Below are 24,942 nucleotides of genomic sequence, written 5' to 3' on the forward strand. Positions count from 1 at the left end.
TCATCCTCTCGCATCGCCCCGCAGTGGGGTCGATAGTTGCGCTTTCGCAACTATCGAGATATAGTTGATCCAACTCAACTAGTACGCGGGAGCATCTTCACAGTGACATCCATCTCTTCTTCACCCTCCGAGGCGGCGCGCTCGCCCCGCGAGGTCTTCACCGCGATCTCCGGACTCGTCGTCGGCATGTTCGTCGCCGTGCTGTCGGGCACCGTGGTGTCGACCTCGATGCCGGTCATCATCGCCGACCTCGGCGGCACGCAGTCCCAGTACACCTGGGTCATCACGGCCAGCCTTCTGGCGACCGCCGTCTCGACGCCCATCTGGGGCAAGCTCGCCGACCTCGTCGATCGCAAGATCCTCGTGCAGCTGTCTCTCATCATCTTCACCGTCGGCACCGTGATCGCCGGCTTCTCGACCGACACGAACATGCTGATCGCCGTCCGGGTGATCCAGGGCATCGGCGTGGGCGGACTGATGTCGCTCGTGATGATCGCGGTCGCTCTCATCATCTCGCCGCGTGAGCGCGGCAAGTACATGGGCGTCGTCGGCGGCATCATGGCGCTCGGCACCATCGGCGGCCCGCTGCTCGGCGGACTCCTCACGGACGTCTGGGGCTGGCGCTCGAACTTCTTCGTCGGCGTGCCCTTCGCGATCCTCGCCATCGTGCTGCTGCAGTTCACCCTGCACCTGCCCAAGCCCCAGCGCGACAGCAAGGTCTCGATCGACTACTTCGGTATCGTGCTGCTCGCCGTCGGCGTCTCGACCCTGCTCATCTGGGTCTCGATGGGCGGCAGCGAGTTCGACTGGGACTCCTCGACGAGCATCATGCTCGCCGTCATCGCGGGTGTCGCGATCGCGGCCTTCATCACCGTCGAGTTCTTCGTCAAGGAACCGATCGTGCCGATGTCGCTGTTCCGCAACCGCACGTTCACCCTCTCGGTCATCGCCTCCATCGCCATCGGCGTCTCGATGTTCGCGACCTCCGTGTTCCTGGCGCAGTACTTCCAGCTCGCGCGCGGAGCCACGCCCACCGAGTCGGGTCTCATGACGATCCCCATGATCGTCGGGCAGATGGGCGCGTCGATCATCATCGGTCAGCTCGTCAGCCGGTTCGGCAAGTGGAAGGGCTGGATGCTCACAGGCTCCGTGCTCACCACGGTCGGCGTCAGCCTGATGGCCACCCTGCGCTACGACACCCCGTTCCCGCTGGTCGCCGTCTACATGTTCGTGCTCGGCGCGGGCCTCGGCATGGTCATGCAGAACCTCACCCTCATCGTGCAGAACGACACCGCTCCGCAGCAGTTGGGCGCCGCCTCGTCGAACGTCAACTTCTTCCGCACGATCGCCGGCACCATCGGTGTCACCGTCATGGGCGCGTCGCTCTCGACCAGCGTGGCGAACTACATTACCGATGCGCTCGACGGCTTCACGCCGACCACGCCCGAAGAGGTCGACGCACTCAAGCACCTCGCCTCGGGCGACGTGCCGAAGGTCACGCAGCTGCCTGACACGATCCGCTCGATCGTCGAGGGGGCCTACGGCCACGGCATCGCCGACGCCTTCATCATCGCCATCCCGCTCGCGGTGATCGCCATCATCGCGATCGCGTTCATCAGGAACAAGCCGCTGTCGACGAAGAACGCCGCGGAGCAGCTGCGCGAGCAGGCTGAGGAGTCGGTGCTCGAGGTCTCGGAGGCCGAGGTCGGCGCCACCATGTCGACGGGGACCATCCGGATCGCCGGCGAGTCGTCGACGCCCGCCACGGGTTCGGTCACCGTGCTCGAGCGCGACGATCGGAAGAAGGGACGCTGAGGTGATCGCCTCCTCGGACGCGATCCCGTCGCACGACGTGGACACGGCGCTCGGCGACCTCCAGGCGCATCTCAACCTCATCTTCGTGAGGACGAGGTCGCTCTGGAAGGAGTCGGCCGTGCGCGTCCATCCCGACCTCGCGGTCGCGGGCTACAAACTGCTGACGTTCATCGATCGCGCGGGAACCGCGAACGCGCATGAGCTGGCCGAGAGATTCGAGATGGACAAGTCCATGGTCAGCCGCCAGGTGCGGATGCTGGAGGAGTTCGACCTGATCGAGTCGCGGCCCGACGAGCGCGACGGTCGGCTGCGTGTGCTGTCCGCGACGCCGGCGGCGTCGGAGGTGCTCATCGAGCTCCGGCGCGAGCACGCCGCGCGGCTGCGCACCGTGATCGGCGAGCTGACTCCCGACGAAGTCTCTGCGGCGTCGAAGGCGTTCCGGCTCCTCGCCGAGGTCTGAGGCGCATTCTCGACGCCCCGCTGCCGCGATCGGCAGCGGGGCGTCGCCGTAAGCTGGCGGGTATGAGCGCCGTGCCCGACGACATCGCCGATCCCGGCCTACCGATCGCCGATCTGGACGACGCAGTGAACCGGGTCGAGCAGGAACTCGGACGACTGTTCGCCCGCATCCGCGTCAGCTGGCGTGAGGCGGCCGCGACGGTGCATCCGGACCTGCAGCCCTTGGGCTACCAGGTGCTCACGTCGATCGCGTCGGGCAAGGCCACCTCGGCCGGCGCCATCATCGAGCGCCTGCAGACCGACAAGTCGGCAGTGAGCCGGCACGTGCGCCAACTCGAGCAGCTGGGACTCGTCGAGAGCGTGCACGATCCGGAGGACCGCCGCGCACGGGTGCTCGTCGCCACGGACCTTGCGCAGGAGCGGATCGCAGTGGCGCGCGCCCGGTACGAGAAACGCCTCGGGGATCGGCTGCGCCGCTGGACGGCCGCCGACCTGGAGCACTTCACCGCGCTGCTGTCCTCGCTGGGCGCAGACCCGGCATGACATGTGAGAACCCCGTTCGGAAGAGCGGGGTTCTTCTCTGTGCACGGCGAGGCGGGCGACGCGGCGTTCGACGGCGGACCTCGACATCAGGGATCGTGGCGCCAGTAATACCCCCGGGGGGTATAGTGGGTCCGACAGGGACCGCGAAGACATCGATCTCGTCACAAGCGAAGGAGGCTCCTCATGAGCCCGCACGATCACACCGCGATGACGCATGGGGCGCCCACCCCAGGTCACGAGAGCCACGAGGCCGATCAGAGCGCGCACGCGCATCACGGCGGCCACGACGGTCACAGCGGTCACGGGGACCACGTCGGGCAGTTCCGTCGCCTGTTCTGGATCATGCTCGTGCTGGCCGTGCCGGTGGTGGGCTTCTCCATGATGTTCTCGATGCTGCTGGGCTACCCGTTGCCCGATGCGGCGTGGGCGACCTGGGTGTCCCCGGTGCTCGGAACCGTCATGTACGTGTGGGGCGGCGCCCCCTTCCTGACGGGCGCGGTGAGCGAGCTTCGTGCGCGCAAGCCCGGGATGATGCTGCTCATCGCCCTGGCCATCACCGTCGCGTTCCTCGCATCCTGGGGCGCGAGTGCCGGGGTGCTGCATCACGAGCTGGACTTCTGGTGGGAACTGGCGCTGCTGATCGTCATCATGCTCCTCGGCCACTGGATCGAGATGCGCTCCCTCGCTCAGACGACCTCCGCGTTGGACTCGTTGGCCGCACTCCTGCCCGACGAGGCGGAGAAGCTCGAGGGCGACGGCACGATCACGGTCGCACCGTCCGACTTGCGGGTGGGCGACGTCGTCGTCGTCCGCCCCGGGGGCCGGGTTCCTGCGGATGGTCGCATCGTGCAGGGCTCTGCGAGCATGGACGAGTCGATGATCACGGGGGAGTCTCGCCCGGTGCGTCGTGTCGGCGGAGACCAGGTCGTCGCGGGAACCGTCGCCACCGACTCCGGAGTGCGGGTGGAGGTCACCGCCGTCGGGCCGGACACCGCGCTCGCCGGCATCCAGAAGCTCGTCACCGAGGCCCAGAGCTCGTCGTCACGAGCGCAGCGCCTGGCCGACCGCGCCGCCGGATGGCTGTTCTGGTTCGCGCTGGGAGCGGGCGTCGTCACGGCCGTGGTGTGGACGCTCGTCGGGCTGCCGGACCAGGCCGTGATCCGCACCATCACAGTGCTGGTCATCGCCTGCCCGCACGCGCTCGGCCTGGCGATCCCCCTCGTCGTGTCGATCGCGACCGAACGCGCCGCTCGCGCCGGCGTCCTGGTGAAGGACCGCCTCGCGCTGGAGAGCATGCGGACGGTCGACACGGTGCTGTTCGACAAGACCGGCACCCTCACGAAGGGCGCTCCCGCCGTGACCGCCGTCGAACCGGCCGGCGACATGACCGCCGACGAGCTGCTGGCTCTCGCTGCCGCCGCGGAAGCGGATTCCGAGCACCCTTTGGCGCGCGCCATCGTCGCCGCGGCGACACAGGAGGATCTCGCCGTCCCCGGTGCCCAGGACTTCGAATCGTCTCCGGCCGTGGGCGTGCGCGCCCGCGTGGACGGCCGTACCGTGCAGGTGGGTGGGCCGAACATGCTCGAGCAGGAGCACGCGTCTGAGCTCGGCGTGGCGGACGCGTGGCGCACGGAGGGCGCCATCATCCTGCACGTCCTCGTCGACGGCACGGTCGTGGGGGCCCTGCGTCTGTCCGATGAGATCCGGCCGGAATCCCGAGAGGCCGTCAGCGCGCTGCGTCGTCGCGGTGTCCAGGTGGTCATGATCACCGGTGACGCCGAAGCGGTCGCAGCCTCCGTGGCCGCCGATCTCGGCATCGACCGGTTCTTCGCGGGTGTCAGGCCGGAGGACAAGGCCTCCAGGGTGAAGCAACTGCAGTCCGAGGGGCGCAAGGTGGCGATGGTCGGCGACGGCGTGAACGACGCACCTGCTCTCGCACAGGCTGACGTGGGGATCGCCATCGGCGCGGGCACCGATGTCGCCATCGCCTCGGCCGGAGTCATCCTCGCCAGCGACGACCCCAGATCCGTCCTGTCCGTGATCGAGCTCTCCCGGGCCAGCTACCGCAAGATGACGCAGAACCTGTGGTGGGCCGCAGGATACAACCTCATCTCCGTGCCGCTGGCCGCCGGTGTCCTCGCGCCGCTGGGCTTCGTGCTGCCGATGTCCGTCGGCGCGGTCCTGATGTCGCTGTCCACCATCGTCGTCGCGCTCAACGCTCAGCTCCTGCGCCGCCTGGACCTCACCCCGGGTGCCGTCATCGATCGGTAGCCCCTGTGCGCACCATCGCCCTTCGCGCCATTCTGGCGCGTCCATCATCGAACCTCGGAGGATCACCATGAAGAACCGTTCTGGGGCGAGCGCCGCCCTCACCCTCACCGCCCTCCTCGCCCTGGTCGGCTGCGCCGGCGGGGGCGCCGGCGACGGCGACATGCCGGGCATGGACCACGGGGGCGGCAGCAGCAGCGCTCCGGCATCCGCGGAGGCCGATGACGCCGACATCATGTTCGCGAGAATGATGAAGGAGCACCACGCGCAGGCCGTCGAGATGTCCGACATGCTTCTCGGCAAGGACGGCGTCGACGATCGCGTCGTCGCCCTGGCCGAGGAGATCAAGGCCGCCCAGGAGCCGGAGATCCGGACGATGAACGAGTGGCTCGAGGAGTGGGGCGCCGATGTCTCCGGCGCAGACGGCATGGATCACGGCAGCGGGATGATGTCCGAGACCGACATGCAGGAGCTCGCGGATGCCAGCGGTGAGGATGCCGGTCGGGTGTTCCTCGAGCAGATGATCCGTCACCACGAGGGTGCCGTCACGATGGCGCAGGAGGAGGTCGACAACGGCCGCGATCCCGACGCCATCGCCCTCGCGCATACCATCATCGAGACGCAGACGACCGAGATCGCCGCAATGAGGGATATTCTCGCGACCCTCTGAATGGGGGAAAGACGACCTTCCCTTCTTGGGGAGGCGTCCCCTAGAGTTGCGGTCAGCACCGCTGGGGAGCGCTGACCGTTCTGGGGGAACGATGGGGAGCATGACGTCGCGTGCGTTCGCGCGCGAAACAGACTCGGCGAGGAGTCGAGTATCCACGCAACACCGCATCGAAGGTCTGGACCTTCTCCGAGGCGTCGCGATCCTGCTCGTGCTGATCCGACACTCGTGGCCCGAAGCGGTCGGCGGCGGTGGCATCGTCGGCGTCGTCATCTTCTTCACCCTCAGCGGGTACCTGATCACAGGACTGCTCGTCGCCGACCTGCGCCAGTACGGGAAGGTCCGGTACGGACGCTTCTACCGCAACCGTGCGATCCGACTCATCCCCGCGCTCGTGTTCCTGCTCATCGGGTTCATCATCGTCGAGGGAATCCTCGACGTCTCCGGCACCAGAGGCTCCGTCGTCCGGTCGGTGCTCGTCTCGCTGACCTACACGATGAACATCCCCGGGTTCGATCACGGCAGTGCGAACCTCAGCCACCTGTGGACGCTCGCGAACGAGGAGCAGTTCTACCTGATCTGGCCGCTCATCCTCGCCGTCGGCATCCGGTTCCGCCGAATGCGGATCGTCATCGCGCTCGCCTCCGGAGGACTCATCCTGTGGCTCGTCGCCACGGTGCTGAGCACATCCGATCGGATCGACCGGGCCTATGACCACCCCGCCATCTGGACCATCGCCATGGTGATCGGTGCAGCCGCACAACTCGGGCAGGCGTCCATCGACCGTCACCTCCGTGGCCGACGCGCCACCATCGGCGCCATGGTCGGCGGCGCGGGTCTCGCGGCACTCGCCCTCGTTCCCGGAGCGAAGGAGTCGGTCGTGTTCTATCTCGTCGGCGGAGCCCTCATCGGAGCCCTGACCGTCCTGGTGATCTGGAAGCTCCGCGTGATCCCGACCGTCACCGCCGTGTGGAAGCCGCTGCTCGGGCTCGGCGTCATCTCCTACGCGGCCTACCTCTGGAACTACCCCATCACCTGGTGGCTCCGCGACGCCGGGGTCGATGCGTGGGCACCGCTGGCCGTCGTGCTGACGATCGTCGCGGCGACGGTGAGCTGGTTCGCCGTCGAGCGGCCCATGAACGCCTGGAAGCGCCACCTCGATGCACGTGCGCGCCTCCGGAACCTGGACCCGGTCCTCGCCGGCAGCACCGCCCGCTGAGCCCGGCGCCGACACCGGCGCCCCGTACGACGAAAGGCCGCTCCGAAGAGCGGCCTTTCGCTGATGTGGGTTGTACGCATAAGGTGGTTTGCCGCGTGATTCCGGGGCATTCTGGCGCAGTGATTCGCGGCAATCCTCTACGGGCCGGGAGATAATCCTCTAAGTTCCGTCGACCGTCGAACAGGTGGCCTCAGCCCGACGTTCCGCGGAGCTACTTCATGGCCGCGGTGCTTATGCCGATTGGCGGGTACGAGCAGTGATCCTGATAGTCATGGGCGAGTGTGGACGCGGGCGATACGCGCAGCCAGGGTTTCGGTGGCCTGCCGATAAGTCGTCATCGCGGCAAGTAGGGAGGTGGTCGTGTTGCCCAGATCCATAGAAGCAACGACGTAGAGGGTGCCATCGTCGTTGTCGACGGTGTCGCCATGCTTGCTGGTGCTCATCATGCGGAGCGGGGAGGGGTGAGTGAGGCCCGAGATCAGACGCCAAACTGTCGAGGCGTTGGCGCCGTTGAGGTCGGGGTAGTCGGTCGCTTGTTCGACGATGTCACCGTACCCCGGGGCACCGTTGATGTATTCGGCTGAGTCGATGCCCGCGGCACTTGCTATCTTCGACATCTGCTCCAGATGGCGCTTCCGTCGGGCGACCGCACCGCGGATGGCGGCCTGTGAGGTCGATCTTCCTTGGGATGTGCTGAGGTCAACGAGACCCGCTGCAGCTTTGACGAGGGTCAGGTCGAACTCGATGTCGGTGGCCCGGACTTGGAGGAGCCGAACGATGCGCTCGCGTTGAGAGTCCGGTCGCAGGAGCCACAGCGCAGTGGCGGCGGATTCGAGCGCGCTGCGCAGAAGCGGAAACTGGGCGGTGACCCGGTGTTCGAGTTGCTCACCATCTGGGAGGAGGAGCTGCTTCGTCGAGGCGAGCGAGTCGGTAGCCATGGACATGCAAGAGGAAACGAAGTGGCTGAGGTGAAGCCAGCTTGTGCGTCGGTCGTCGTCGCCGAGCTCGGAAGTAGGCTTGGCTCGAAGCTGGGCGATGGTCGCGTAGCGCTCTAGGAGCGCATCGACTTGATGCAGCCGCTCGGTGAGAACGCGCGAAGCATCGAGTTCGTCTGCGTCAGTGACTGGAACGCGGATGAGGCCTCTCTCGAGCCGGGGCGGGTGCTCCATGGCTCGACCCTATCGGCGCGAGCACTTCCCGGTGCCGAGCTAGTCGGCGGCATCTTCACTTGAGTCCCTAGTGGCCGGGAAACGTTCGTCATTCAGAGCGCGCGGTGGGCGCAGGTCATCGGATCGAGGCGTCACCCTTGGCGGCGCTGACCTGGACGAGCCGCAGTGCTGCGAGTTCACTTTTGCTCGGGGTGCGTCACTCCGAGCAGACTATGGTGAGTCGGCTCAGGCCGCCGACCGCGTTGTGCAAGAACGTCAGGTACTCGCGAACCTGGCCTGCGCGATAGTCGCCATTCTGCAGCTTTGTTCGCAGCTTTGAGATGCTCAGCCCGGGTTGAACCACCACGATTCTGGATTCGAGCATCGGCGGGTTGTCAGCCACGGACTCGTTGGCGCGAGTTGGATCCAGCCCGCTCAGCGCGCGAAGGGAGTCGAGGTCGCCGGATAGCAGCCTCATAGCCGGGCCCTCCTGCCCATCGAGCCGCCGACCGACTCGATGCCAGAATCCCCGATCTGTGATGTGCCTGCGGCTCTTCGCAGCCTGCTGTGCGACCTGCTCGATATCCCGCACACGAACACCCGCCGCCGCCTTGGCAGCCGGTTTTGAGTGCCACAGCTCGACGCGCAGCCGTCCGTTGGAGCGCCTTTCGATGACAACGTGATCCGCAATCTCCCCGCTGCCATCATTGAGGAGCACCCATCGATCCCCACCGGCGGGAGAGGGAGCGTCGACTAGGTCCTGCTCGACCCGGTAGTGCACGGAAGCTTCCTGGGCATGACTGTAGGTTTCGACTGTGATGTTGGTGTTCATCCAATCGAGTGGGACGTATTCGATGTCAGGCAAGAAGCGGTCGGGGCGGGGCGGATCGAACGTCGTACCGCCGGCGACAGAGATGCCGTTCAGGAAGTAGATCGTCGGAGGTTGTGCACCGAAGAGTTCGGGGAAGGTGGTCTGGTTGCCAGCACCTCGCTGAAGGAGAGGCTCCCCGCGGACGGTGGCAAAACGCCCATCGATGGTTTGTCGTCCAACCCAAATGTCCGTCTCCGGGGCATGTGGATTGAACACCCGAAGATAGAGCTCCGAGGCGCCGTTCGCGCCCTCGGGGCTTGGCTCGATGTCCACGCTCTCGATGGGAGTGCCATCCGGTGTTGTATACGCGGCTCCGAACAGCGCGGGATTGATCTCCGCGGAGATGGGGTCGGGCGGGAAAGCGTCGGTGCGTTTGCCCTTGGACACGTTGGGCAGGAGGGGCCCGGTATCTGCTTCGACCGGAAACCAGTAACGGCCAGCCAGATCTGTCGCGAACAGGTCGTACTCGCGTAAGCCGAGATAACGGGTCTCCCAATACTTCGACTTCTCCGCTGCGAGTCCCGCAGTAGTCGACTCACCGGTCGATGACCTCACCTGCGCCATCGCATGTCCGAGGGCGCGCGAGCTCGTGTCGGTCTCGCGGAGACCGCGGTCGATTCCGCTGCCTGCGAAGGTCGCGTAGGCGGGAGCGCCGCGTGCAGCTGCATAGGTGTTCCTCACCCCGACAGACGATACTGACAGCCGCTCCAGGGTGTCGAACGCAGCTTGAAGCCCGGCAGGGTTCGCGTTCCTCAGAATCTCGCTCGGGTCGAGAGTTCCGCGGACGGCGTTCAGAAGGCCTTTGTCTTGGGCGTTGACGAAAAGTAGGTGTGGCTTGTCGACCTTGGAGCTCGCAAGCCACGTCACGACGGCAAGGTCGTAGACGTCACGTCGTAGCTCCGCTCCGGCATACCACTTCGGCTGGTCCGGCTCGGCGGTGATGACAACCAATTGCGAGCCGATGTCATTCAACCCGGAATACACAATCTGTCGGCCTATGATCCTTTCTCCGGCCCGCAGCGCCACTGGGACGCCGTCGCTGAAGCCCGGCGTCCAGTCCATCGCGAGGGGTACCTCATACATACTTGCCCGGGCCAGTGGGCGAACCGAGCGTAATGAGAGTGACAGTGGAACATCGTCGAACGCAGCAAGATAGGTCCGGTCCTGCTGCTCGCGCCGAACGTCGTCATCGATAAGCGTCGGAAGAATCTCTACCCAGTCTGAGTCTTCGAGATAGAGTTCACGGAGAGCACCCTTGAGCGCGGGGTAGACGTCTTCGTCGTGCACGGTGATGAGAACCGATTCCTGGGGGTAGGTCTCGTTGGCTCGTGCAAGCCGGCCGATGAACTGCATCGTCGCCGGCACGGACTTGTGCTTGTCGTGATAACCGACGACTCTCAGCCCTGGGATATCGACGCCTTCGCCCAGCATGTCGACCGCTATGAGCGCTCGAAGCGTCCCGTCAGTCCACCGTTGGATCATTGACTCGCGGTCCTTGGGCGAGGTGGTCCCCGTGATGAGTTCAACTGCGAGGCCGCGCTTGGTGTATATCGTGTAAAGCAAGGTGCCGCGGTGCACGGTGCGTGCTCGGATCAGCGCGACACTCGATTCATGCTCGGGTCGTGACAGTGTCTCGACGACTGCATCAGCGATGGCGATGTCTTTCGCCTCATCGGTCAGCGGCTCTGGGGCTGGCAAGATCGCGGGGCGGATCGGGTGGAACAAGCCATCAGCTATTGCCGCGCGTAAGGGGAAGTGGTACGCGTGAGTGCCGGGTAGGAGCTTGCCGTCGGCTCGGCGCGGCGTGGCGGTGAGGAGCACAGCGCGCGCCATCGGAAAGTGCTCCAGGATCTTCCTCCACGTGTCGGCCGGCGTGTGGTGAGCCTCGTCGAAGATAAGCAGGTCGAAGAAGTCCGGGGGTGGGAGCTGCTCTGACGTCATGTGGTGTGGGCTGATAGAGGCGGGAAGCGCTACGACCACATCGTGGTGTTCGAGTTCAGTCCAGTCGATGTTTCGGCCGCGAATCTCCTTGACCGAGGGGCGAGGGCAGGATCCTGAGACAGCTCCGACACGATGTAGGTCCCGTTGAGAGCGGAAAGCGTCTGCGATCTGGGTGCGCAGCTCTGTGCTCGGCACGATGACGAGCACTCGACGCGACCGCGCTATGTGGGGAAGCGCAGTAGCCACGCCTGTTTTCCCAGATCCGGTCGGCAGGGAGACAAGCAGCCGTTCCTCCGGCGCGATGGTCCACCTGCTAGTGACTGCGGTGAGCGCGCCGATCTGTGGACGCCGCCATACGGGCACGTCAGGACTCCGCAGGAGGGTGAACTCCGCAAGGTCGCTCTCATATAGCGACGTGTGTGACGAGTGAGCGTTGGCGTCGGGTTGCGCGCTGGTGTCCGTCATCTCGGGCCCCCACGTATCTGCACTGGCACTTGGACAATAGCGACTTTAGCTACATAACGCGCCCCCTGAGCCGGGATTATTTAGATCTAGGTTGACTGCCTAGGAGAACCGAGCGAAGGCGAGCGAGATCGCCGCGAGCCCGACGGCGATGAGGGCCATGGCGGAGTACGAACCGGTGGCTACTGCGAGAAGCGGACCGAGTGCCGGGCCGAACGCTCCGACGAGCGTGATCGGAGCAGCGAAGATCCCGTTGATGGCGCCGTAGTTCTGGGTGCCCCAGCGATCCGCGACGGCGGAACCCTGGACAAGCGTCTGAGCGCCTCGCACAGCACCCGCAGCGATACCTATAGAGATCAGCAGCCACGGAGGCCCGGGAATCAGGGCCAGCAAGGTGAGAGAGATGACGCTGAGGCCGGCGGTCACCATAAGGGGAACCCATGGTGGGGCAGTGTGCGGGACGGCGACGTAGAGGAGTCGCCCGATCACCTGACCGGCGCCGAGGAGTCCAAGGGCCCAGGCGGCGAGCTCGTAGCTCATGCCCTTCTCCGTGAAGAGCGGGATCAGCGCGAGGGTCACGCTGAAGAGCGCAGCAGCCAGGGTGAACATGGAGAGCTCGAGCATCCAGAATCGTCGGGTGCGCACGACCGTGCCCACCGTGTGAACCTCCGCGGCGTCGTCGTGGCGAACGGGTGACCAGGTGCGCTCCAGGCTGAACCAGTGCAGCGGCGCGGTGGTCAGAAGCAGGAAACCGGCGAGTATCAGGAACACGGTCCGCCAGTCGGTTACCCCCAGCAGCCCGGCGACAATCGGCGCGAAGATCGTCGAAGCGAGCCCGCCGGCCAACGTCAAGATCGTCATCGCCCCGCGGCGTCGAGCCCCGTACCGGCGAGCGATAACAGTGAACGCCGCTTGGTAGAGCACTGCCGATTGTGCGAGTCCCGCGATGACCCACCCCACTGTGAAGACTGCAAGGTTTGGTGCGAGAGCGACGAGCACGATGCCGAGCGGGCCGACGACGCTGCCAACAGTCATGATGAGGCGCGGCCCCCGCTCGTCGAGCCATCTCCCGACGAATACGCCAGCGACGGCGGAGGCGACCAGGCCCGACGAGAACGACAGCGTGACCAGGGCCACCGGCCACCCGGTGTCATCCGCGACCGCGGGAGAGGCGACGATCAGTGCATAGAACAGGATTCCCCAACTGATGACCTGCCCCACCGACAGCGCGGCTAGCCGACCGCCCAGGTGTGGCGGAGGGGCACTCGCTGAGGTCACACCGCGCGGAGCGAGTCGGCAGCGGCATCCATCGCGTCGCCGTTGAGAGCGAAGTACGCCCACTTGCCGCGCTGTTCACGCGTGACGAGGCCGGCGTCGGCGAGGAGCTTCATATGGTGCGACACTGTGCCCTGCGAAAGCCCCACGGGCTCGGTCAGATCGCAAATGCACGCCTCACCGCCAGCCCCGGCGGCGATGAGAGACAGGAGCCTCACCCGCGTTGGATCGCCGAGCGCCTTGAACACGCGTGCAACCCGCTCGGCATCCGCGACGGTCATGGAGGGGGTGATTGGCGGGACGCAGCAGCTGGTCGATTCGATTGTCGTTGGCAAGCTCACGGGACTAGTCTGGCACGTATTGACAATCTTCGATAGATAGACGACAGTCTTCATATTGAAGTTTTTCGATTTGAGGAGATGTGATGTCTGAGCTTCCTGTCGTCGTCATCGGAGCAGGGCCGCAGGGCCTCGCCGCAGCGGCACACCTGGTCGAACGGGACGAGAATGTCCTCGTCGTCGAGCGCGGGCACGGCCCAGCAGCTGCAGTCTCCGAGTGGGGACACGTGCGCTTGTTCTCGGCGTGGCCAGAACTCACGGACGCCGCGGCGCGCCGCCTGCTCGAGCCCACGGGGTGGAACGCACCCGCCTCGGGGTATCCGACCGGCGCGCAGTGGGTCAGCGACTACCTGACGCCACTCGCGGATGTCCTGGGCGAGCGGATCCGCTACGCGACGACCGTCACCGGAGTCGCCCGCCAGGGCCGCGACAAAGTCGTCGACGCAGGCCGCCGGAGCCAGCCGTTCGTCGTCCACACCGTCGATGCCGCGGGCAACGAATCCCGCCTCCTCGCCCGCGCGGTCATCGATGCCAGCGGCACCTGGGGCCTCCCGAATCCCGCTGGGGCGGATGGGTTCCCAGCCCTCGGCGAAGCCGCGGCGTCCGATCTGATCTCGTACCGCATCCCATCCGATGTGTCGGACCTCGCCGGTTCGCACGTCGTGGTGGTCGGGGCGGGGCACTCAGCCACGCATGCCGTGCTGCGTCTGAGTGAGTTGGCCCGCCGGTCGCCGGGAACGCGCGTGACCTGGCTGCTGCGCCGAGGGAGTGCCGCCAACGTCTTCGGCGGCGGAGTCGGGGACGAGCTGCCGGAGCGCGCCGCGCTCGGCTCTCGCGCCCGCAAGGTGATCGACGAGGGGATCGTCGACCTGGTGACAGGCTTCCGTGTCGCCGAGTTCCAGCACGGAGTCGATGGTCTGACACTCGTCGCCGAAGATGGGCGCGAGGTGACGAATGTCGGGCGAGTATTCGCACTCACGGGCTTCCGCCCTGACACCGGGATGCTGCGAGAGCTCAGGATCGACCTCGATCCCACTCTCGAGGCGGTCGCAGGTATCGCTTCCGAGATCGACCCGAACATCCACTCCTGCGGATCGGTGTCGGCGACGGGAGCGAAAGAACTGGCGCAGCCGGAGCAAGGGTTCTTCATCGTCGGAGTGAAGTCCTACGGGCGAGCCCCAACGTTCCTGGCGTTGACTGGTTTCGAGCAGGTCCGTAGCGTCGCAGCGCACCTCGCTGGCGACCACGAGGCGGCCGCACGCAACGAACTCTCTCTCCCCGACACCGGTGTGTGCGGTGGATCCGGTGACTTCGATGACAACGCGGGCAGCTGCTGTGCTGCTCCCGCAACCATCCAGATCGGTGCGCGGCCTGTCGCTGTCGGCTGATTGCAACTCATGAGGGGTGGGGCTCCCGAACCGAGCCCCACCTCTCAGCACTTAGCTGACGAGCCGAGCCGCCAAACCACGCACTTTCGCGTCGATGGCGTCGCGGAGCTCGCGCACCCCGTCGGCCTCCCCGTTCGAGGGATCCGGGAATGACCACTCGACCAGCTCTCCGCGCACCGTGCCCGGCAGCGGGAGGCCCGGCTTCATCAGGACCACGACATCGGCCGCGTCGAGGTCTTCCGCTGTCACTGCCCGGGGCGTGGCCGCTGCCGTGTCGATTCCGAGTTCGTGCAGCGATGTCGCGACGGCCGGGTTGATCGTCTCGGCTGGCGTGATTCCCGCACTCGTCGCGACAAGTCGCGCATCGCCGATGTGTGTCAGGAGATGGGCGCCGAGCTGGGAGCGCCCCGCATTGTGCTTGCATATGAACAGAACCGTCTTGGGGTGGGTCATCTGTGGTCCTCTGGTCTCTTGACTGTCTCGAATGCTCCACCTGCATGATCTGTTCGCCAGGTGAAGAGCAAGTGAACTCCGTTAGCAACAGTTGCATTCGGTATCGACGGATGTCAATATAGACACATGTCGATTCAAGAGGTTGAGCTGGTCATCATCGGGTCCGGGCCTGCGGGCTACACCGCCGCGGTCTACGCCGCGCGTGCAGGCCTTGCCCCCGTGGTCCTCGCCGGTTCCGTGACCGCGGGCGGGGCGCTGATGACCACGACCGAGGTCGAGAACTTCCCCGGTTTCGTCAACGGCGTGCAGGGACCCGAACTGATGGAGTCGATGCGCGCTCAGGCCGAGCGCTTCGGTTCCCGCATCCTCCTCGACGACGCCATCCGGGTCGACCTCGACGGGCCTATCAAGACGGTCGAGACCGGCGCTGGGGAGACCTTCCTCGCCCGCGCCGTCATCCTCACCATGGGCTCCGCCTATCGCAAACTCGGCCTGCCGGACGAGGATCGACTCACCGGTCACGGCGTCTCCTGGTGCGCCACCTGTGACGGCTTCTTCTTCCGTGACCAGGAGATCATCGTCGTCGGCGGCGGAGACTCCGCGATGGAGGAGGCTCTGTTCCTCACCCGCTTCGCCTCGAAGGTGACCGTCGTGCACCGCCGGGAAGAGTTCCGGGCGTCGAAGATCAGGGCACAGCGGGTGCTCGACCATCCCAAGATCGAGGTCGCTTGGAACAGCGAGGTGTCCGGGCTCGTGGGCGCCGAGAAGGTCGAGGCCGTCACGCTACGCGACACCGTCACAGGCGTAGAGCGACAGCTCTCGGCCACCGGAATCTTCGTCGCCATCGGCCATGACCCGCGGTCCGAGATCGTCACCGGCCTCGTCGACACGGATGCCGACGGCTACGTGCTCGTGGAGCACCCCTCCACCCGCACGAACCTCGCGGGAGTCTTCGCCGCCGGCGACCTCGTCGACCACACCTACCGCCAGGCGATCACCGCCGCAGGCACCGGATGCGCCGCAGCACAAGACGCCCAGCACTACCTCGCTGCCCTTGACGAGTCCGTACCAGTACCGACCGAGACCGAGGAGGTCTTCGCATGAGCGCGCCCATCACCGTCACCGATGCCACCTTCCAGGCCGAGGTCATCGACTCCGAGATCCGCGTCGTCGTCGACATCTGGGCAACCTGGTGCGGGCCGTGCAAGCAGGTCGCACCCCTCTTGGATCAGCTCGCCGCCGAGTACGACGGCCGTGTGAAGATCGTCAAGCTCGACGCCGACCAGAGCCCTGAGACTGTGACGGCAGTCGGTGTCACGTCCATTCCCACCCTCGGGTTCTACATGGGAGGCACGCGGGTCGACACACTCATCGGCGCCCACCCGAAGCCCATCATCGCCACGAAGATGGAGGCTCTCCTCGCATGAGCACCGCCACCGCACCCGCCACCGTCCCGACCACCACGCGCCGTCTGTCGACCCTCGACCGCTGGTTGCCGCTCTGGATCGGTCTCGCCATGGTCGGCGGCATCGTCATCGGTCGCTTCATCCCCGGCGTCTCCGGTCTCCTGGCCGATCTTGAGGTCGGTGGAATCTCGATTCCCATCGCCCTCGGCTTGCTGGTGATGATGTACCCGGTTCTCGCCAAGGTCCGCTACGACAAAGTCGCCGCGGTCACCGGAGACAAGAAGCTCCTCATCTCCTCCCTGGTGCTCAACTGGCTCATCGGTCCGGCGCTCATGTTCGTTCTCGCTTGGACGCTCCTCCCGGACCTGCCCGAGTATCGCACCGGGCTCATCATCGTCGGCCTCGCCCGCTGCATCGCCATGGTCGTCATCTGGAACGACCTCGCCTGTGGCGACCGCGAAGCCGCGGCAGTGCTCGTCGCCATCAACTCGGTACTCCAGGTCATCGCCTTCTCGCTGCTCGGCTGGTTCTACCTGACGGTTCTGCCCGACTGGCTCGGCCTCGACTCCCAAGGCCTCGAGATCTCGGTCTGGCAGATCGCGCTGAACGTGCTGATCTTCCTCGGCATTCCCCTCGTCGCCGGATTCGCTTCCCGCTTCATCGGGGAGCGGACGAAGGGACGCGACTGGTACGAAGACCGCTTCCTCCCGAAGATCGGCCCCTGGGCCCTCTACGGTCTCCTCTTCACCATCGTGCTGTTGTTCGCGCTCCAGGGCGAACAGGTCACGAGCCGCCCCTGGGACGTCGCTCGCATCGCCCTCCCATTGCTGGCGTATTTCGGGATCATGTGGTTTATCGGCCTCTTCACCGGCAAGGCACTGGGGCTCGGATACGCACGCTCGTCGACGCTGGCGTTCACGGCGGCCGGCAACAACTTCGAACTCGCCATCGCCGTCGCCATCGGCACCTTCGGCGCCACATCCGGCCAGGCCCTCGCCGGAGTCGTCGGCCCGCTCATCGAAGTACCGGTTCTCGTCGGACTCGTCTATGTCTCTCTCTGGGCAGCCCGGCGCTGGTTCCACACCGATCCATTCACCGCTGAAAGGATGTAGACATGAACGCCGTGCTGACCACCCAGGGCGACACCTGCAGTCCCGTCGCCAGCCACGCAATCGGCGTCGATGTGGCAACCTCGGTCGCCTCCACTCTGAAGGCGCTGTCGGATCCGCTCCGTCTTCGGATGCTGTCTGCCATCGCATCCGACCCTCGAGGGGAGTCGTGCGTCTGTGATCTCGCCGAGCTCGCCGAGGTCTCCCAGCCGACGGTCTCTCACCATCTGAAGGTGCTCAAGGACGTCGAGGTCCTCACCTCGGAGCGGCGTGGAACCTGGGTCTGGTATCGAATCAACCCGAACCGGCGAAGCGCCGTCACGGCCCTGCTGGAATCCTTCGCGCCCGCGACGCTCGCACCATGGAGTGTCTCTGACGGCCGCGATGAACCACGCCCCGACTTCGACGCCCGGGTGACCCATCTCGCGGATGAACTCGCAGCAGAAGTCCCCGAACTCGACCCCAACGTCGTGCTCACCATCGTCCGCGAGTCCTACACCGCCCTCGCCCGCACCGCGAGAGTCACCTCAGCACTCGTGCCACTGACCGAACGCTTCGCACGTCAGCGACTCACCGACCTCACACGCGACCGCGACTCCGCTGTGCCCCAAGTTCTCTTCGTCTGCGTTGCCAACGCTGGACGTTCGCAGCTCGCCGCCGCGCTCGTCAATAATCTGGCGGCCGGCAAGGTCGTGGCTCGCTCGGCAGGATCCGCCCCCGCCAACGTCATCCACCCTCACGTCCGGTCGATTCTCGCCGAGATCGAAGGTGACGCTGCCGTCGAGCGCTTTCCGAAGCCGCTCACCGATGATGCCGTCCGCGCGGCAGACGTCGTCATCACGATGGGATGCGGAGACGTTTGCCCGATCATCCCCGGGGTCCGCTACGACGACTGGGCAGTCGGCGACCCCGCCCTCGCCTCACGCGAAGGTGTCGAAGCCATCCGCGACGACATCGCCGGCCGCGTGCGCGCGCTCGTCGACGACCTTCTTCCTTGACCACCACCTCTCACCAGGAGCAACCATGACTGACACGACCACCAAGCCCTCCGTCCTCTTCGTCTGCGTGCACAATGCCGGACGCTCGCAGATGGCCGCCGGCTTCCTCCGCGACATCGCCGGCGACCGCATCGAGGTGCGCTCCGCCGGCTCCATGCCCGCCGACCAGATCAACCCGACCGCCGTCGCAGCGATGAATGAGCTCGGGATCGACATCACCGCCGAGCAGCCCAAGATCCTGACCACCGAGGCCGTGCAGGCATCAGACGTCGTCATCACGATGGGATGCGGCGACGCTTGCCCGTTCTTCCCGGGCAAGCGCTACGAGGACTGGAAGCTCGACGACCCGGCCGGCCAGGGAATCGACGCGGTGCGTCCCATTCGTGACGACATCAAGGCGCGAATCGAGCAGCTGGTGAGCGAACTCGTCTGACGGCACAGTAGTCCTGCCGTTTCGTCGATCCCTCTATCCGAGCTTTCGGCGGGAATTGAGCAAGCGCACTTGAAGCGGAGCGTGGGGTGATGGGCTCTTCGTCAACGAGCACGACGAGCGCACCAGCTTGGTTAATGGTCACCGTTCGATGTATAGTCATTGAATGCTGACCATTGCTTCACGTCTCGATGTGATGAACCGCCTGGGCCGCGCTATGGCCGACCCCACTCGTTCTCGCATCCTCATGTCCCTGCTCGACGAGCCCAGTTATCCGGCGGTGCTGTCGCGAGAACTCGAGTTGTCGCGGTCGAACGTGTCGAACCACCTGACGTGCCTCCGCGACTGCGGCATCGTGGTCGCGGAACCCGAAGGTCGTCAGACGCGGTATGAAATCTCTGATCCTCATCTCGCGGCGGCCCTCAAGGCGTTGGTTGACGCGACTTTGGCCGTTGATGCCAACGCGGAGTGTCTCAACGCATCCTGTGAAGTCCCGGGTTGCTGCGCGCCGGGGGCAGACGCGTGAGCGCTCCGTTGACGGCGGCTCGGCGGTCAACGCTTCATCGTCGCGTGCGCTTCATTGTTGCATTCACGATCTCGTACAACGTGATTGAAGCGATAGTTGCGATCTGGGCCGGCGCCCTCGCCTCATCCGCCGCGCTCATCGGTTTCGGTCTTGATTCGGTCGTCGAAGTTCTCTCAGCAGCCGCAATTGCCTGGCAATTCACGCGGAAGGATCCAGAGCGCTGGGAGAAAGTCACCGTCCGTGCAATCGGTCTGGCGTTCTTCGCCCTTGCCGCATATGTCACGGTCGACGCGGTGATGAGTTTGATCGGTCGGGAGGGACCGGAGCACAGCCCGCTGGGGTTGGGGATCACCGCACTCAGTCTCGTCATCATGCCACTCCTTGCATGGTTCGAAGTCCGCACAGGGCGCGAGCTCGACTCGAAGAGCGTCATGGCCGACGCCAAACAGCTCATCCTGTGCATCTACCTTTCCGGTGCGGTGTTCATTGGCCTCATCCTGAACACATTGTTCGGCTGGTGGTGGGCCGACTCTGTAGCGGCGCTAGTTGTCGCGTTCCTGGCGGTGCGTGAGGGGATCGAAGCGTGGCGAGGAGACGTGGAGTCCCCGTTCGAAGTTCTTGAGGATCTCGAAGGCGAGACGGAAGAGAGGTAGCGGCCGCTGCACTCCGGTGTGACCAGCCCTGCGTTCGAGGACGGAACCCTACCTCTGCCGAGACGTTTCGTGACGACGACTGGTGTTGGAGCCTCCCTGTCCATGTCGCCGCGTTCGTCGCTAGCTTGCCTTGACAATTCGAGGGATGAGGCGCACGAACAGCACCATCGCGATTAGCTCGACAAGCGTCTGCGTGACCACTGCGAGAGGGGCAAGCGCAAAGCTCGCGGGTAGAGCGAGCGCAAGAGGCAGCACGACTAGAGAGTTCCGAGTGGCTCCGGAGAACACGACGGCCCGGGTACTGGCGGTGTCGAGGCGCGCGACTCGGCTAGCCAGCACGCTGATCGGGACCATCACCGCGGCGAACGCGGCGTATATCGGGATGGCCGTGATGAGAGCAGGAAGTTCGCGGCTGACTCCGAACACCTGTGATGCGACGACAACAGCAAGCGTGAGCATCATCAGCGGGACCATCGCTGCCAGCGCGACGTCCTGGGTTATTCGTCCCCAGCGCGTCCGGGACGCTGTGTATTGGGTGGCTCCCGCCGCGGCGAGCGGTAGCACGATCAGCAATAGAAACGCGTCGACGAACGGCGCGAGGTCGACAGCATCGATAAGTTCGGGCCCAGCAAATAGCCACAGGTAGAGGGGCAAGAGAAGCATCTGGCCCAGCATGAGGATCGGCGCGGCCGCGAGCAGTCGATCCTTCGCCCCTCCCGCAAGGCCAGTGAACACGATGACGTAGTCGACGCACGGCGTCAGCAGCACGAACAGCACGCCCACCAAGAGCGCCCGGTCGTGAGCGACGAATCGCGAAAGGCCGAACACGATGACCGGCACGATGACGAAGTTCACGAGCAGCACGACGGTCAGGAAGCGGAGGTCGCGGAAGGCGCGCCCGATCATCGCAAACGGGACACCCAGAAAGGTTGCGTACAGCAACAACCCCAGAACCGGGTTGATCGCGATCTCCAAGGGGTGCGCGATGTCGGGGGCCACCAGACCGACAGCGGCGCCTGCGGCGATTGCCGCGAGGTAGAGACCAATCTGGTGGCGTTCCCCCCAGGCGACGAGGCTGCTCATAGTCCAAGCATGTCGAGTCACACGCAACCGCGCGAATCGGTCGAAGCGTGCACCTGATTGCTGGCGCTCTCGCGCGCGGGGCGGGGCGCACCTCGACATCACTTACAATCGGACAAGGATGAATGCGGCAGCTGGTACACCTGCGTCTGCAATGCCTACGTCCCGCTGGTTGATAACGAAGATCATTACTGCGGTTGTCCTATCGCTTCTGGTCGTTTTGGGCACGGTCATCGGCGGCCACCACGAAGGCGAGAAGTCGCTCTCGGTCGCAGTGGCGGCCAGCACCCCGTCGGACGCGGACCACTCGTCTCCTCTCGTCACGGCGTCGCATTCAATCGCGGCGGAACAGTTCGCCGACGGCGCGGTCGATGCCGCGCTGCTGGGGTCGGTGGGGTGTCTGCTGGGCATCTTCTGCTGCATCCTCCTTTTCGTCCTCCGACGTTGGATGCTTCTTCGTCGATCTGCGCGATGCCTCGGTCATGCACCACGACAAGCCGCACGCGTGTCATCGACCGGCCTCGCGCTGCCCTCGCCCCTCTCACTCGAACAACTTTCACTGTCCCGCACCTGAATCACGCGAACGTCTTCGCCACTTGATGTCGAACGCTCGGCCTACGCCGGGCTCCCTGTCGTTCTGCGTGTTTGGAGTGTGTGCTGTGAAGATTTCTACCAAGGTGACCCTCGCGACTGTCGGTGTCGTCGTGCTATTGCTCGTGGCGGCGTTGGTCTACGTCCTCGTGAGTCAACGGAATGCCGAACCGGTCGCAGCCGGTGACCAGAACTCTGTCGTCGTTCGCGAGAACTCGCACGTCCTCGATGAGGGCGGCGAGGACGCGGTCACCGTCGTTGAGTTTCTCGACTTCGAATGCGAGGCCTGCGGAGCCTTCTACCCGCTGGTCGAGGACATCCGGGAGAAGTACGACGGCCAGATCACCTACGTTGTTCGATACTTCCCGCTCCCGGGCCACATCAACTCCATGAACGCCGCTATCGCCGCCGAAGCGGCCGCACAACAGGGACGGCTAGAGGACATGTATCACCGGTTGTTCGAGACGCAGGCGCAGTGGGGCGAAGGGCAGGAGTCCCGACCGGACATCTTCCGAGGGTTCGCGACCGAGCTGGGTCTGGACATCGAAGCGTACGACGCTGCCGTCGCCGACCCGGCAACAGCGGAGCGGGTAGAGGCAGACATCGCCGACGGTGAGGCGCTCGGTGTGACATCTACTCCGTCCTTCTTCATCGATGGCGATCCCGTGACCTTGGAGCGCTGGACCGACCTCGAGGACAACATCTCGACCGCGTTGAGCGGGCGTTGAGGCTTTTCACCACAGAGAGAGATCGCACATGTCTTCTGGTCACACGCACGGTGGTTCCGGTGAAAGCACGCCGCGCACTCGGCTGATAATCGCCTTCTCAATCACCGCATCGGTGTTTGTCATCGAGGTCGTCGGCGCCGTCATCACGGGAAGTCTGGCGCTCCTCGTCGACGCGGCTCATATGCTCACCGACGTCGTCGGCTTGGCGATGGCGGTGACCGCCGCCAGCCTGATGAATCGTCCGCCGAGCTCGAGATACACGTTCGGACTACGACGCGCGGAAGTGCTCGCCGCGCTCGCGCAGGCGACGCTTTTGCTCGGCGTGGGTCTCTTCGCCCTCGTGGAAGGCATCCGCCGGCTCTTCGCACCTCCCGAGATCGCGTCGGGCAGCCTGTTGTTCTTCGGAATCGTGGGGTTGATTGCCAACATCGCGTCGCTCCTCGTGCTGATGGGCGGGCGCGGGCGCAACCTCAACATGCGAGCAGCCTTCCTCGAAGTCGTGAACGACGCACTCGGCTCAGCCGGAGTGATCCTCAGCGCTGTACTCATCGCAGTCTTCGGGTGGTACCAGGCCGACGCCGTAGCAGGGGTCCTGATCGCCCTACTGATCATCCCGCGCACGCTGGTGCTGTTGAAAGCCTCGGGTCGCGTGCTCCTCGAATCCACCCCCGCCGGACTGGATCTGGACAAGGTTCGCCGACACATGCTCGAACTTCCCCACGTCGTCGCCGTCCACGACCTCCACGCCACACAGGTCTCGACTGACCTCCCGACGTTGACCGCTCACGTGGTTGTCGAAGACGCGACGACCATGGATGACTCTGCGGCGTTGCTGCGCTCCCTTCAAGAGTGCGTCAGCCAGCATTTCGCCATCAGCGTGGAGCACTCCACATTCCAGATCGAAACCGAATCTCACTCCGGAGAACACTCCACACATGTCTAAGAACCGCACAGCAGCAGTCGCTCTCGCCTCACTGGTGCTCTCCGTCCTCGCCGTCGTCGGAATCGCCGCACCCGCCTCCGCTCACGATGAACTGGTCAGCTCCTATCCAGCGACAGGCAGCAGCGTCGTGTCCTCGCCCGACGAGATCACGTTGGAGTTCAGCGCCACGTTGACTGATCTGGAGGGGAGCGCCGTCATCGAGGTCATAAACGAGGCGGGTATAAACGTCGCCGAGGATGCCGCGGACGTCAGCACCAACTTCGTCACCCAGCACCTCTCACAGCGAGCGTCACCCGGGACTTACACGGTCCGCTGGAAGGTGGTCTCCAGCGACGGGCATCCGATCAGCGGCGAGTACGCATATTCGGTGGGGAGCCCGTCCAGCTCCGTCACCGCCCCCGCGCCTACCGCGGACGCGGTGGCTTCTCCCACCCCTGCTGCGACAGAGAACCCGGAAGCTGCTACTCCTTCACCCTCCGCCACGGCGCAGACCTACGGTGGAACAGCGTCCGGGGGTGGGCAGTTCCCGCCGATGCTGTACCTGCTTGCACCGATCCTCATTCTCGGGTGTGGAGCCATCGGTGTCGTGATGGCCGGGCGTCAGCGCCGTCGGCGTGATCAGCAGCAGGCGGAGGGATCGGATGTCTGATCGCCTGCGGCGGTCCGGCCTCGCCTTCGTCATCGCCGCAGTCGTCCTCCTCGTCGACCAAGCGACGAAGGCTGCCGCGCTGAACACCCTGAGCCAAGAGGAACGGATTCCGTTGCTCGGTAATCTTCTCGGCCTCCGACTCGCCTTCAACCCGGGCTCCATCTTCTCCCTGGGGGCTAACAGCACTGCTGTCATCACACTCGTCGGCGTCGGGGTGACAGTGTGCTTGATCCTCGCCGCCACCCGCACCCGCACCGCATCGTCGGCAGTCGCATTCGGCTTCCTCGTCGGTGGCGCGCTGGGCAACCTCACCGACCGTCTCTTCTCGCCACCGGGCTTCGGGAGGGGACATGTGACGGATTTCTTGGCATACGGCGACCTCTTCATTGGCAATCTCGCTGATGTAGCCCTTGGTGTCGGTGCTGTGATCCTGATCGGTTCCAGCCTGCGAGCCAGACGCCCGCCTCGTGACGCACAGCGCCAACTCCACCCCTCGATGAAAGAAACGCACACCTGACATGGCCCAGAAGCACCGGACTCCCTCGGAGTATCAGCGCAATGCCCTCGCGCCGAGCCTCATCGCCGCCGCCATCCTTTTCCTTGCCCCGACACTGATCCTTGCCGACTGGGCGCCACTCGTTCAGTTCGTTGCAGCAATCTTCGCCCTCATCGTCGCCTGGTTCGCTTTCCAGGCGCGCCACTGGTGGTGGATTCCCGTGTTCCTAGCGATTGCCGTTCTCTGGAACCCCGTGGCTCCGTTTCCATTCTCGGGTCCGATATGGACCGCCGCGCAACCGGCCGCGGCCGTGATCTTCTTGGTCGCGGGTGCCACGATCAAGGTTGTCCGCAAGTGACCACTGCCCGCTCCAACTTTCCCCGGTGGACAGTGAGTGTCGTGTCGAAGTCATCGTGACCGCCGCAGCGAGTATCCGGCTGGCTGTCGCGGGAACCTGCCGGCACCGGGCCGAAGCCTTTGAGATGG

At 65.2% G+C, this 24,942-nt stretch carries 26 protein-coding genes; 20 read left to right on the forward strand and 6 right to left on the reverse strand.

Annotation, left to right across the window (positions count from 1 at the left end; all coding sequences use genetic code 11):
• Nucleotides 1–102: 102 nt before the first annotated feature.
• The 6 genes from BN2660_RS11835 (at nt 103) to BN2660_RS11860 (ending at nt 6,971) form a co-directional block, all read left to right on the forward strand.
• Nucleotides 103–1,815, forward strand: a complete 1,713-nt coding sequence (locus BN2660_RS11835) for an MDR family MFS transporter (protein ID WP_091232091.1) — start codon at nt 103–105, stop codon at nt 1,813–1,815.
• Nucleotide 1,816: 1 nt separating this feature from the next.
• Entirely contained in the window at nt 1,817–2,275 is a 459-nt protein-coding gene (locus BN2660_RS11840; protein ID WP_255305149.1) for a MarR family winged helix-turn-helix transcriptional regulator, read from the forward strand.
• A gap of 62 nt (nt 2,276–2,337) precedes the next feature.
• Nucleotides 2,338–2,817 (forward strand): MarR family winged helix-turn-helix transcriptional regulator, encoded by a 480-nt coding sequence (locus tag BN2660_RS11845; RefSeq protein WP_091232094.1) that lies wholly within the window; start codon nt 2,338–2,340, stop codon nt 2,815–2,817.
• A gap of 207 nt (nt 2,818–3,024) precedes the next feature.
• Complete coding sequence (locus tag BN2660_RS11850) at nt 3,025–5,088, forward strand: heavy metal translocating P-type ATPase (RefSeq protein WP_091233642.1); 2,064 nt, start codon at nt 3,025–3,027, stop codon at nt 5,086–5,088.
• Between the two features lie 67 nt (nt 5,089–5,155).
• Nucleotides 5,156–5,755 (forward strand): DUF305 domain-containing protein, encoded by a 600-nt coding sequence (locus tag BN2660_RS11855; RefSeq protein ID WP_091232097.1) that lies wholly within the window; start codon nt 5,156–5,158, stop codon nt 5,753–5,755.
• A gap of 100 nt (nt 5,756–5,855) precedes the next feature.
• The gene (locus BN2660_RS11860) at nt 5,856–6,971 is read left to right on the forward strand and encodes an acyltransferase family protein (RefSeq protein ID WP_176697176.1); all 1,116 of its coding nucleotides are present in this window, start codon (nt 5,856–5,858) and stop codon (nt 6,969–6,971) included.
• A 269-nt stretch (nt 6,972–7,240) separates the two neighbouring features.
• Here BN2660_RS11860 and BN2660_RS11865 read toward each other — a convergent pair whose 3' ends face one another.
• The 4 genes from BN2660_RS11865 to BN2660_RS11880 all read right to left on the reverse strand — a co-directional run bounded on the left by BN2660_RS11865 (nt 7,241) and on the right by BN2660_RS11880 (nt 12,949).
• On the reverse strand, nt 7,241–8,140 hold the full coding sequence (locus BN2660_RS11865; protein WP_091232104.1) for a hypothetical protein: 900 nt from the start codon (nt 8,138–8,140) through the stop codon (nt 7,241–7,243).
• Nucleotides 8,141–8,336: 196 nt separating this feature from the next.
• Complete coding sequence (locus tag BN2660_RS11870) at nt 8,337–11,396, reverse strand: DEAD/DEAH box helicase (RefSeq protein ID WP_091232107.1); 3,060 nt, start codon at nt 11,394–11,396, stop codon at nt 8,337–8,339.
• A 99-nt stretch (nt 11,397–11,495) separates the two neighbouring features.
• Nucleotides 11,496–12,614, reverse strand: a complete 1,119-nt coding sequence (locus tag BN2660_RS11875; RefSeq protein ID WP_255305150.1) for an MFS transporter — start codon at nt 12,612–12,614, stop codon at nt 11,496–11,498.
• Between the two features lie 53 nt (nt 12,615–12,667).
• Nucleotides 12,668–12,949, reverse strand: coding sequence for an ArsR/SmtB family transcription factor (locus BN2660_RS11880; RefSeq protein ID WP_045280579.1), 282 nt, complete (start codon nt 12,947–12,949; stop codon nt 12,668–12,670).
• 143 nt (nt 12,950–13,092) lie between these two features.
• Between BN2660_RS11880 and BN2660_RS11885 the strand changes: the two genes are divergently transcribed.
• Nucleotides 13,093–14,394, forward strand: coding sequence for an NAD(P)-binding domain-containing protein (locus BN2660_RS11885; RefSeq protein ID WP_091232111.1), 1,302 nt, complete (start codon nt 13,093–13,095; stop codon nt 14,392–14,394).
• A 51-nt stretch (nt 14,395–14,445) separates the two neighbouring features.
• Here BN2660_RS11885 and BN2660_RS11890 read toward each other — a convergent pair whose 3' ends face one another.
• Nucleotides 14,446–14,847, reverse strand: coding sequence for an arsenate-mycothiol transferase ArsC (locus BN2660_RS11890; RefSeq protein ID WP_091232114.1), 402 nt, complete (start codon nt 14,845–14,847; stop codon nt 14,446–14,448).
• A gap of 126 nt (nt 14,848–14,973) precedes the next feature.
• Here BN2660_RS11890 and trxB point away from each other — a divergent pair, with 126 nt between their 5' ends.
• The 7 genes from trxB (at nt 14,974) to BN2660_RS11925 (ending at nt 19,969) form a co-directional block, all read left to right on the forward strand.
• Nucleotides 14,974–15,951 (forward strand): thioredoxin-disulfide reductase, encoded by a 978-nt coding sequence (gene trxB, locus BN2660_RS11895; RefSeq protein ID WP_091232116.1) that lies wholly within the window; start codon nt 14,974–14,976, stop codon nt 15,949–15,951.
• Nucleotides 15,948–16,274 (forward strand): thioredoxin, encoded by a 327-nt coding sequence (gene trxA, locus BN2660_RS11900; protein WP_091232119.1) that lies wholly within the window; start codon nt 15,948–15,950, stop codon nt 16,272–16,274. Before trxB ends, trxA begins: the two co-directional genes overlap by 4 nt.
• Nucleotides 16,271–17,365: an ACR3 family arsenite efflux transporter gene (arsB, locus tag BN2660_RS11905; RefSeq protein ID WP_091232122.1), complete on the forward strand. Its 1,095-nt coding sequence runs from the start codon at nt 16,271–16,273 to the stop codon at nt 17,363–17,365. Before trxA ends, arsB begins: the two co-directional genes overlap by 4 nt.
• A gap of 2 nt (nt 17,366–17,367) precedes the next feature.
• The gene (locus BN2660_RS11910) at nt 17,368–18,360 is read left to right on the forward strand and encodes a metalloregulator ArsR/SmtB family transcription factor (protein WP_091232126.1); all 993 of its coding nucleotides are present in this window, start codon (nt 17,368–17,370) and stop codon (nt 18,358–18,360) included.
• Nucleotides 18,361–18,385: 25 nt separating this feature from the next.
• On the forward strand, nt 18,386–18,793 hold the full coding sequence (locus BN2660_RS11915; RefSeq protein WP_091232130.1) for an arsenate reductase ArsC: 408 nt from the start codon (nt 18,386–18,388) through the stop codon (nt 18,791–18,793).
• A gap of 163 nt (nt 18,794–18,956) precedes the next feature.
• On the forward strand, nt 18,957–19,316 hold the full coding sequence (locus tag BN2660_RS11920; protein WP_091232132.1) for a Cd(II)/Pb(II)-sensing metalloregulatory transcriptional regulator CmtR: 360 nt from the start codon (nt 18,957–18,959) through the stop codon (nt 19,314–19,316).
• Entirely contained in the window at nt 19,313–19,969 is a 657-nt protein-coding gene (locus BN2660_RS11925; RefSeq protein WP_091232136.1) for a cation diffusion facilitator family transporter, read from the forward strand. Before BN2660_RS11920 ends, BN2660_RS11925 begins: the two co-directional genes overlap by 4 nt.
• Before the next feature lie 120 nt (nt 19,970–20,089).
• On the opposite strand, the gene BN2660_RS11930 is transcribed toward BN2660_RS11925, so the two are convergent.
• Nucleotides 20,090–21,052 (reverse strand): arsenic resistance protein, encoded by a 963-nt coding sequence (locus tag BN2660_RS11930; RefSeq protein WP_091232138.1) that lies wholly within the window; start codon nt 21,050–21,052, stop codon nt 20,090–20,092.
• Between the two features lie 118 nt (nt 21,053–21,170).
• Between BN2660_RS11930 and BN2660_RS16455 the strand changes: the two genes are divergently transcribed.
• The 6 genes from BN2660_RS16455 (at nt 21,171) to BN2660_RS11955 (ending at nt 24,814) form a co-directional block, all read left to right on the forward strand.
• Nucleotides 21,171–21,623 (forward strand): hypothetical protein, encoded by a 453-nt coding sequence (locus BN2660_RS16455; RefSeq protein WP_141651286.1) that lies wholly within the window; start codon nt 21,171–21,173, stop codon nt 21,621–21,623.
• 85 nt (nt 21,624–21,708) lie between these two features.
• The gene (locus BN2660_RS11935) at nt 21,709–22,368 is read left to right on the forward strand and encodes a DsbA family protein (RefSeq protein ID WP_176697212.1); all 660 of its coding nucleotides are present in this window, start codon (nt 21,709–21,711) and stop codon (nt 22,366–22,368) included.
• 28 nt (nt 22,369–22,396) lie between these two features.
• Nucleotides 22,397–23,311 carry a cation diffusion facilitator family transporter gene (locus BN2660_RS11940; RefSeq protein WP_091232145.1) on the forward strand — a complete coding sequence of 305 codons (915 nt, stop codon included), beginning with the start codon at nt 22,397–22,399 and terminating at the stop codon, nt 23,309–23,311.
• Nucleotides 23,304–23,960 carry a copper resistance CopC family protein gene (locus tag BN2660_RS11945; protein ID WP_091232149.1) on the forward strand — a complete coding sequence of 219 codons (657 nt, stop codon included), beginning with the start codon at nt 23,304–23,306 and terminating at the stop codon, nt 23,958–23,960. The genes BN2660_RS11940 and BN2660_RS11945 overlap by 8 nt, the downstream gene beginning before the upstream one ends.
• Nucleotides 23,953–24,477: a signal peptidase II gene (locus BN2660_RS11950; RefSeq protein ID WP_091232153.1), complete on the forward strand. Its 525-nt coding sequence runs from the start codon at nt 23,953–23,955 to the stop codon at nt 24,475–24,477. Before BN2660_RS11945 ends, BN2660_RS11950 begins: the two co-directional genes overlap by 8 nt.
• 1 nt (nt 24,478) lies before the next feature.
• On the forward strand, nt 24,479–24,814 hold the full coding sequence (locus BN2660_RS11955) for a DUF6804 family protein (RefSeq protein ID WP_091232156.1): 336 nt from the start codon (nt 24,479–24,481) through the stop codon (nt 24,812–24,814).
• Nucleotides 24,815–24,942 lie beyond the last annotated feature (128 nt).

It is taken from the genome of Microbacterium sp. 3J1 (assembly GCF_001049495.1).
Taxonomy (GTDB): Bacteria; Actinomycetota; Actinomycetes; order Actinomycetales; family Microbacteriaceae; genus Microbacterium.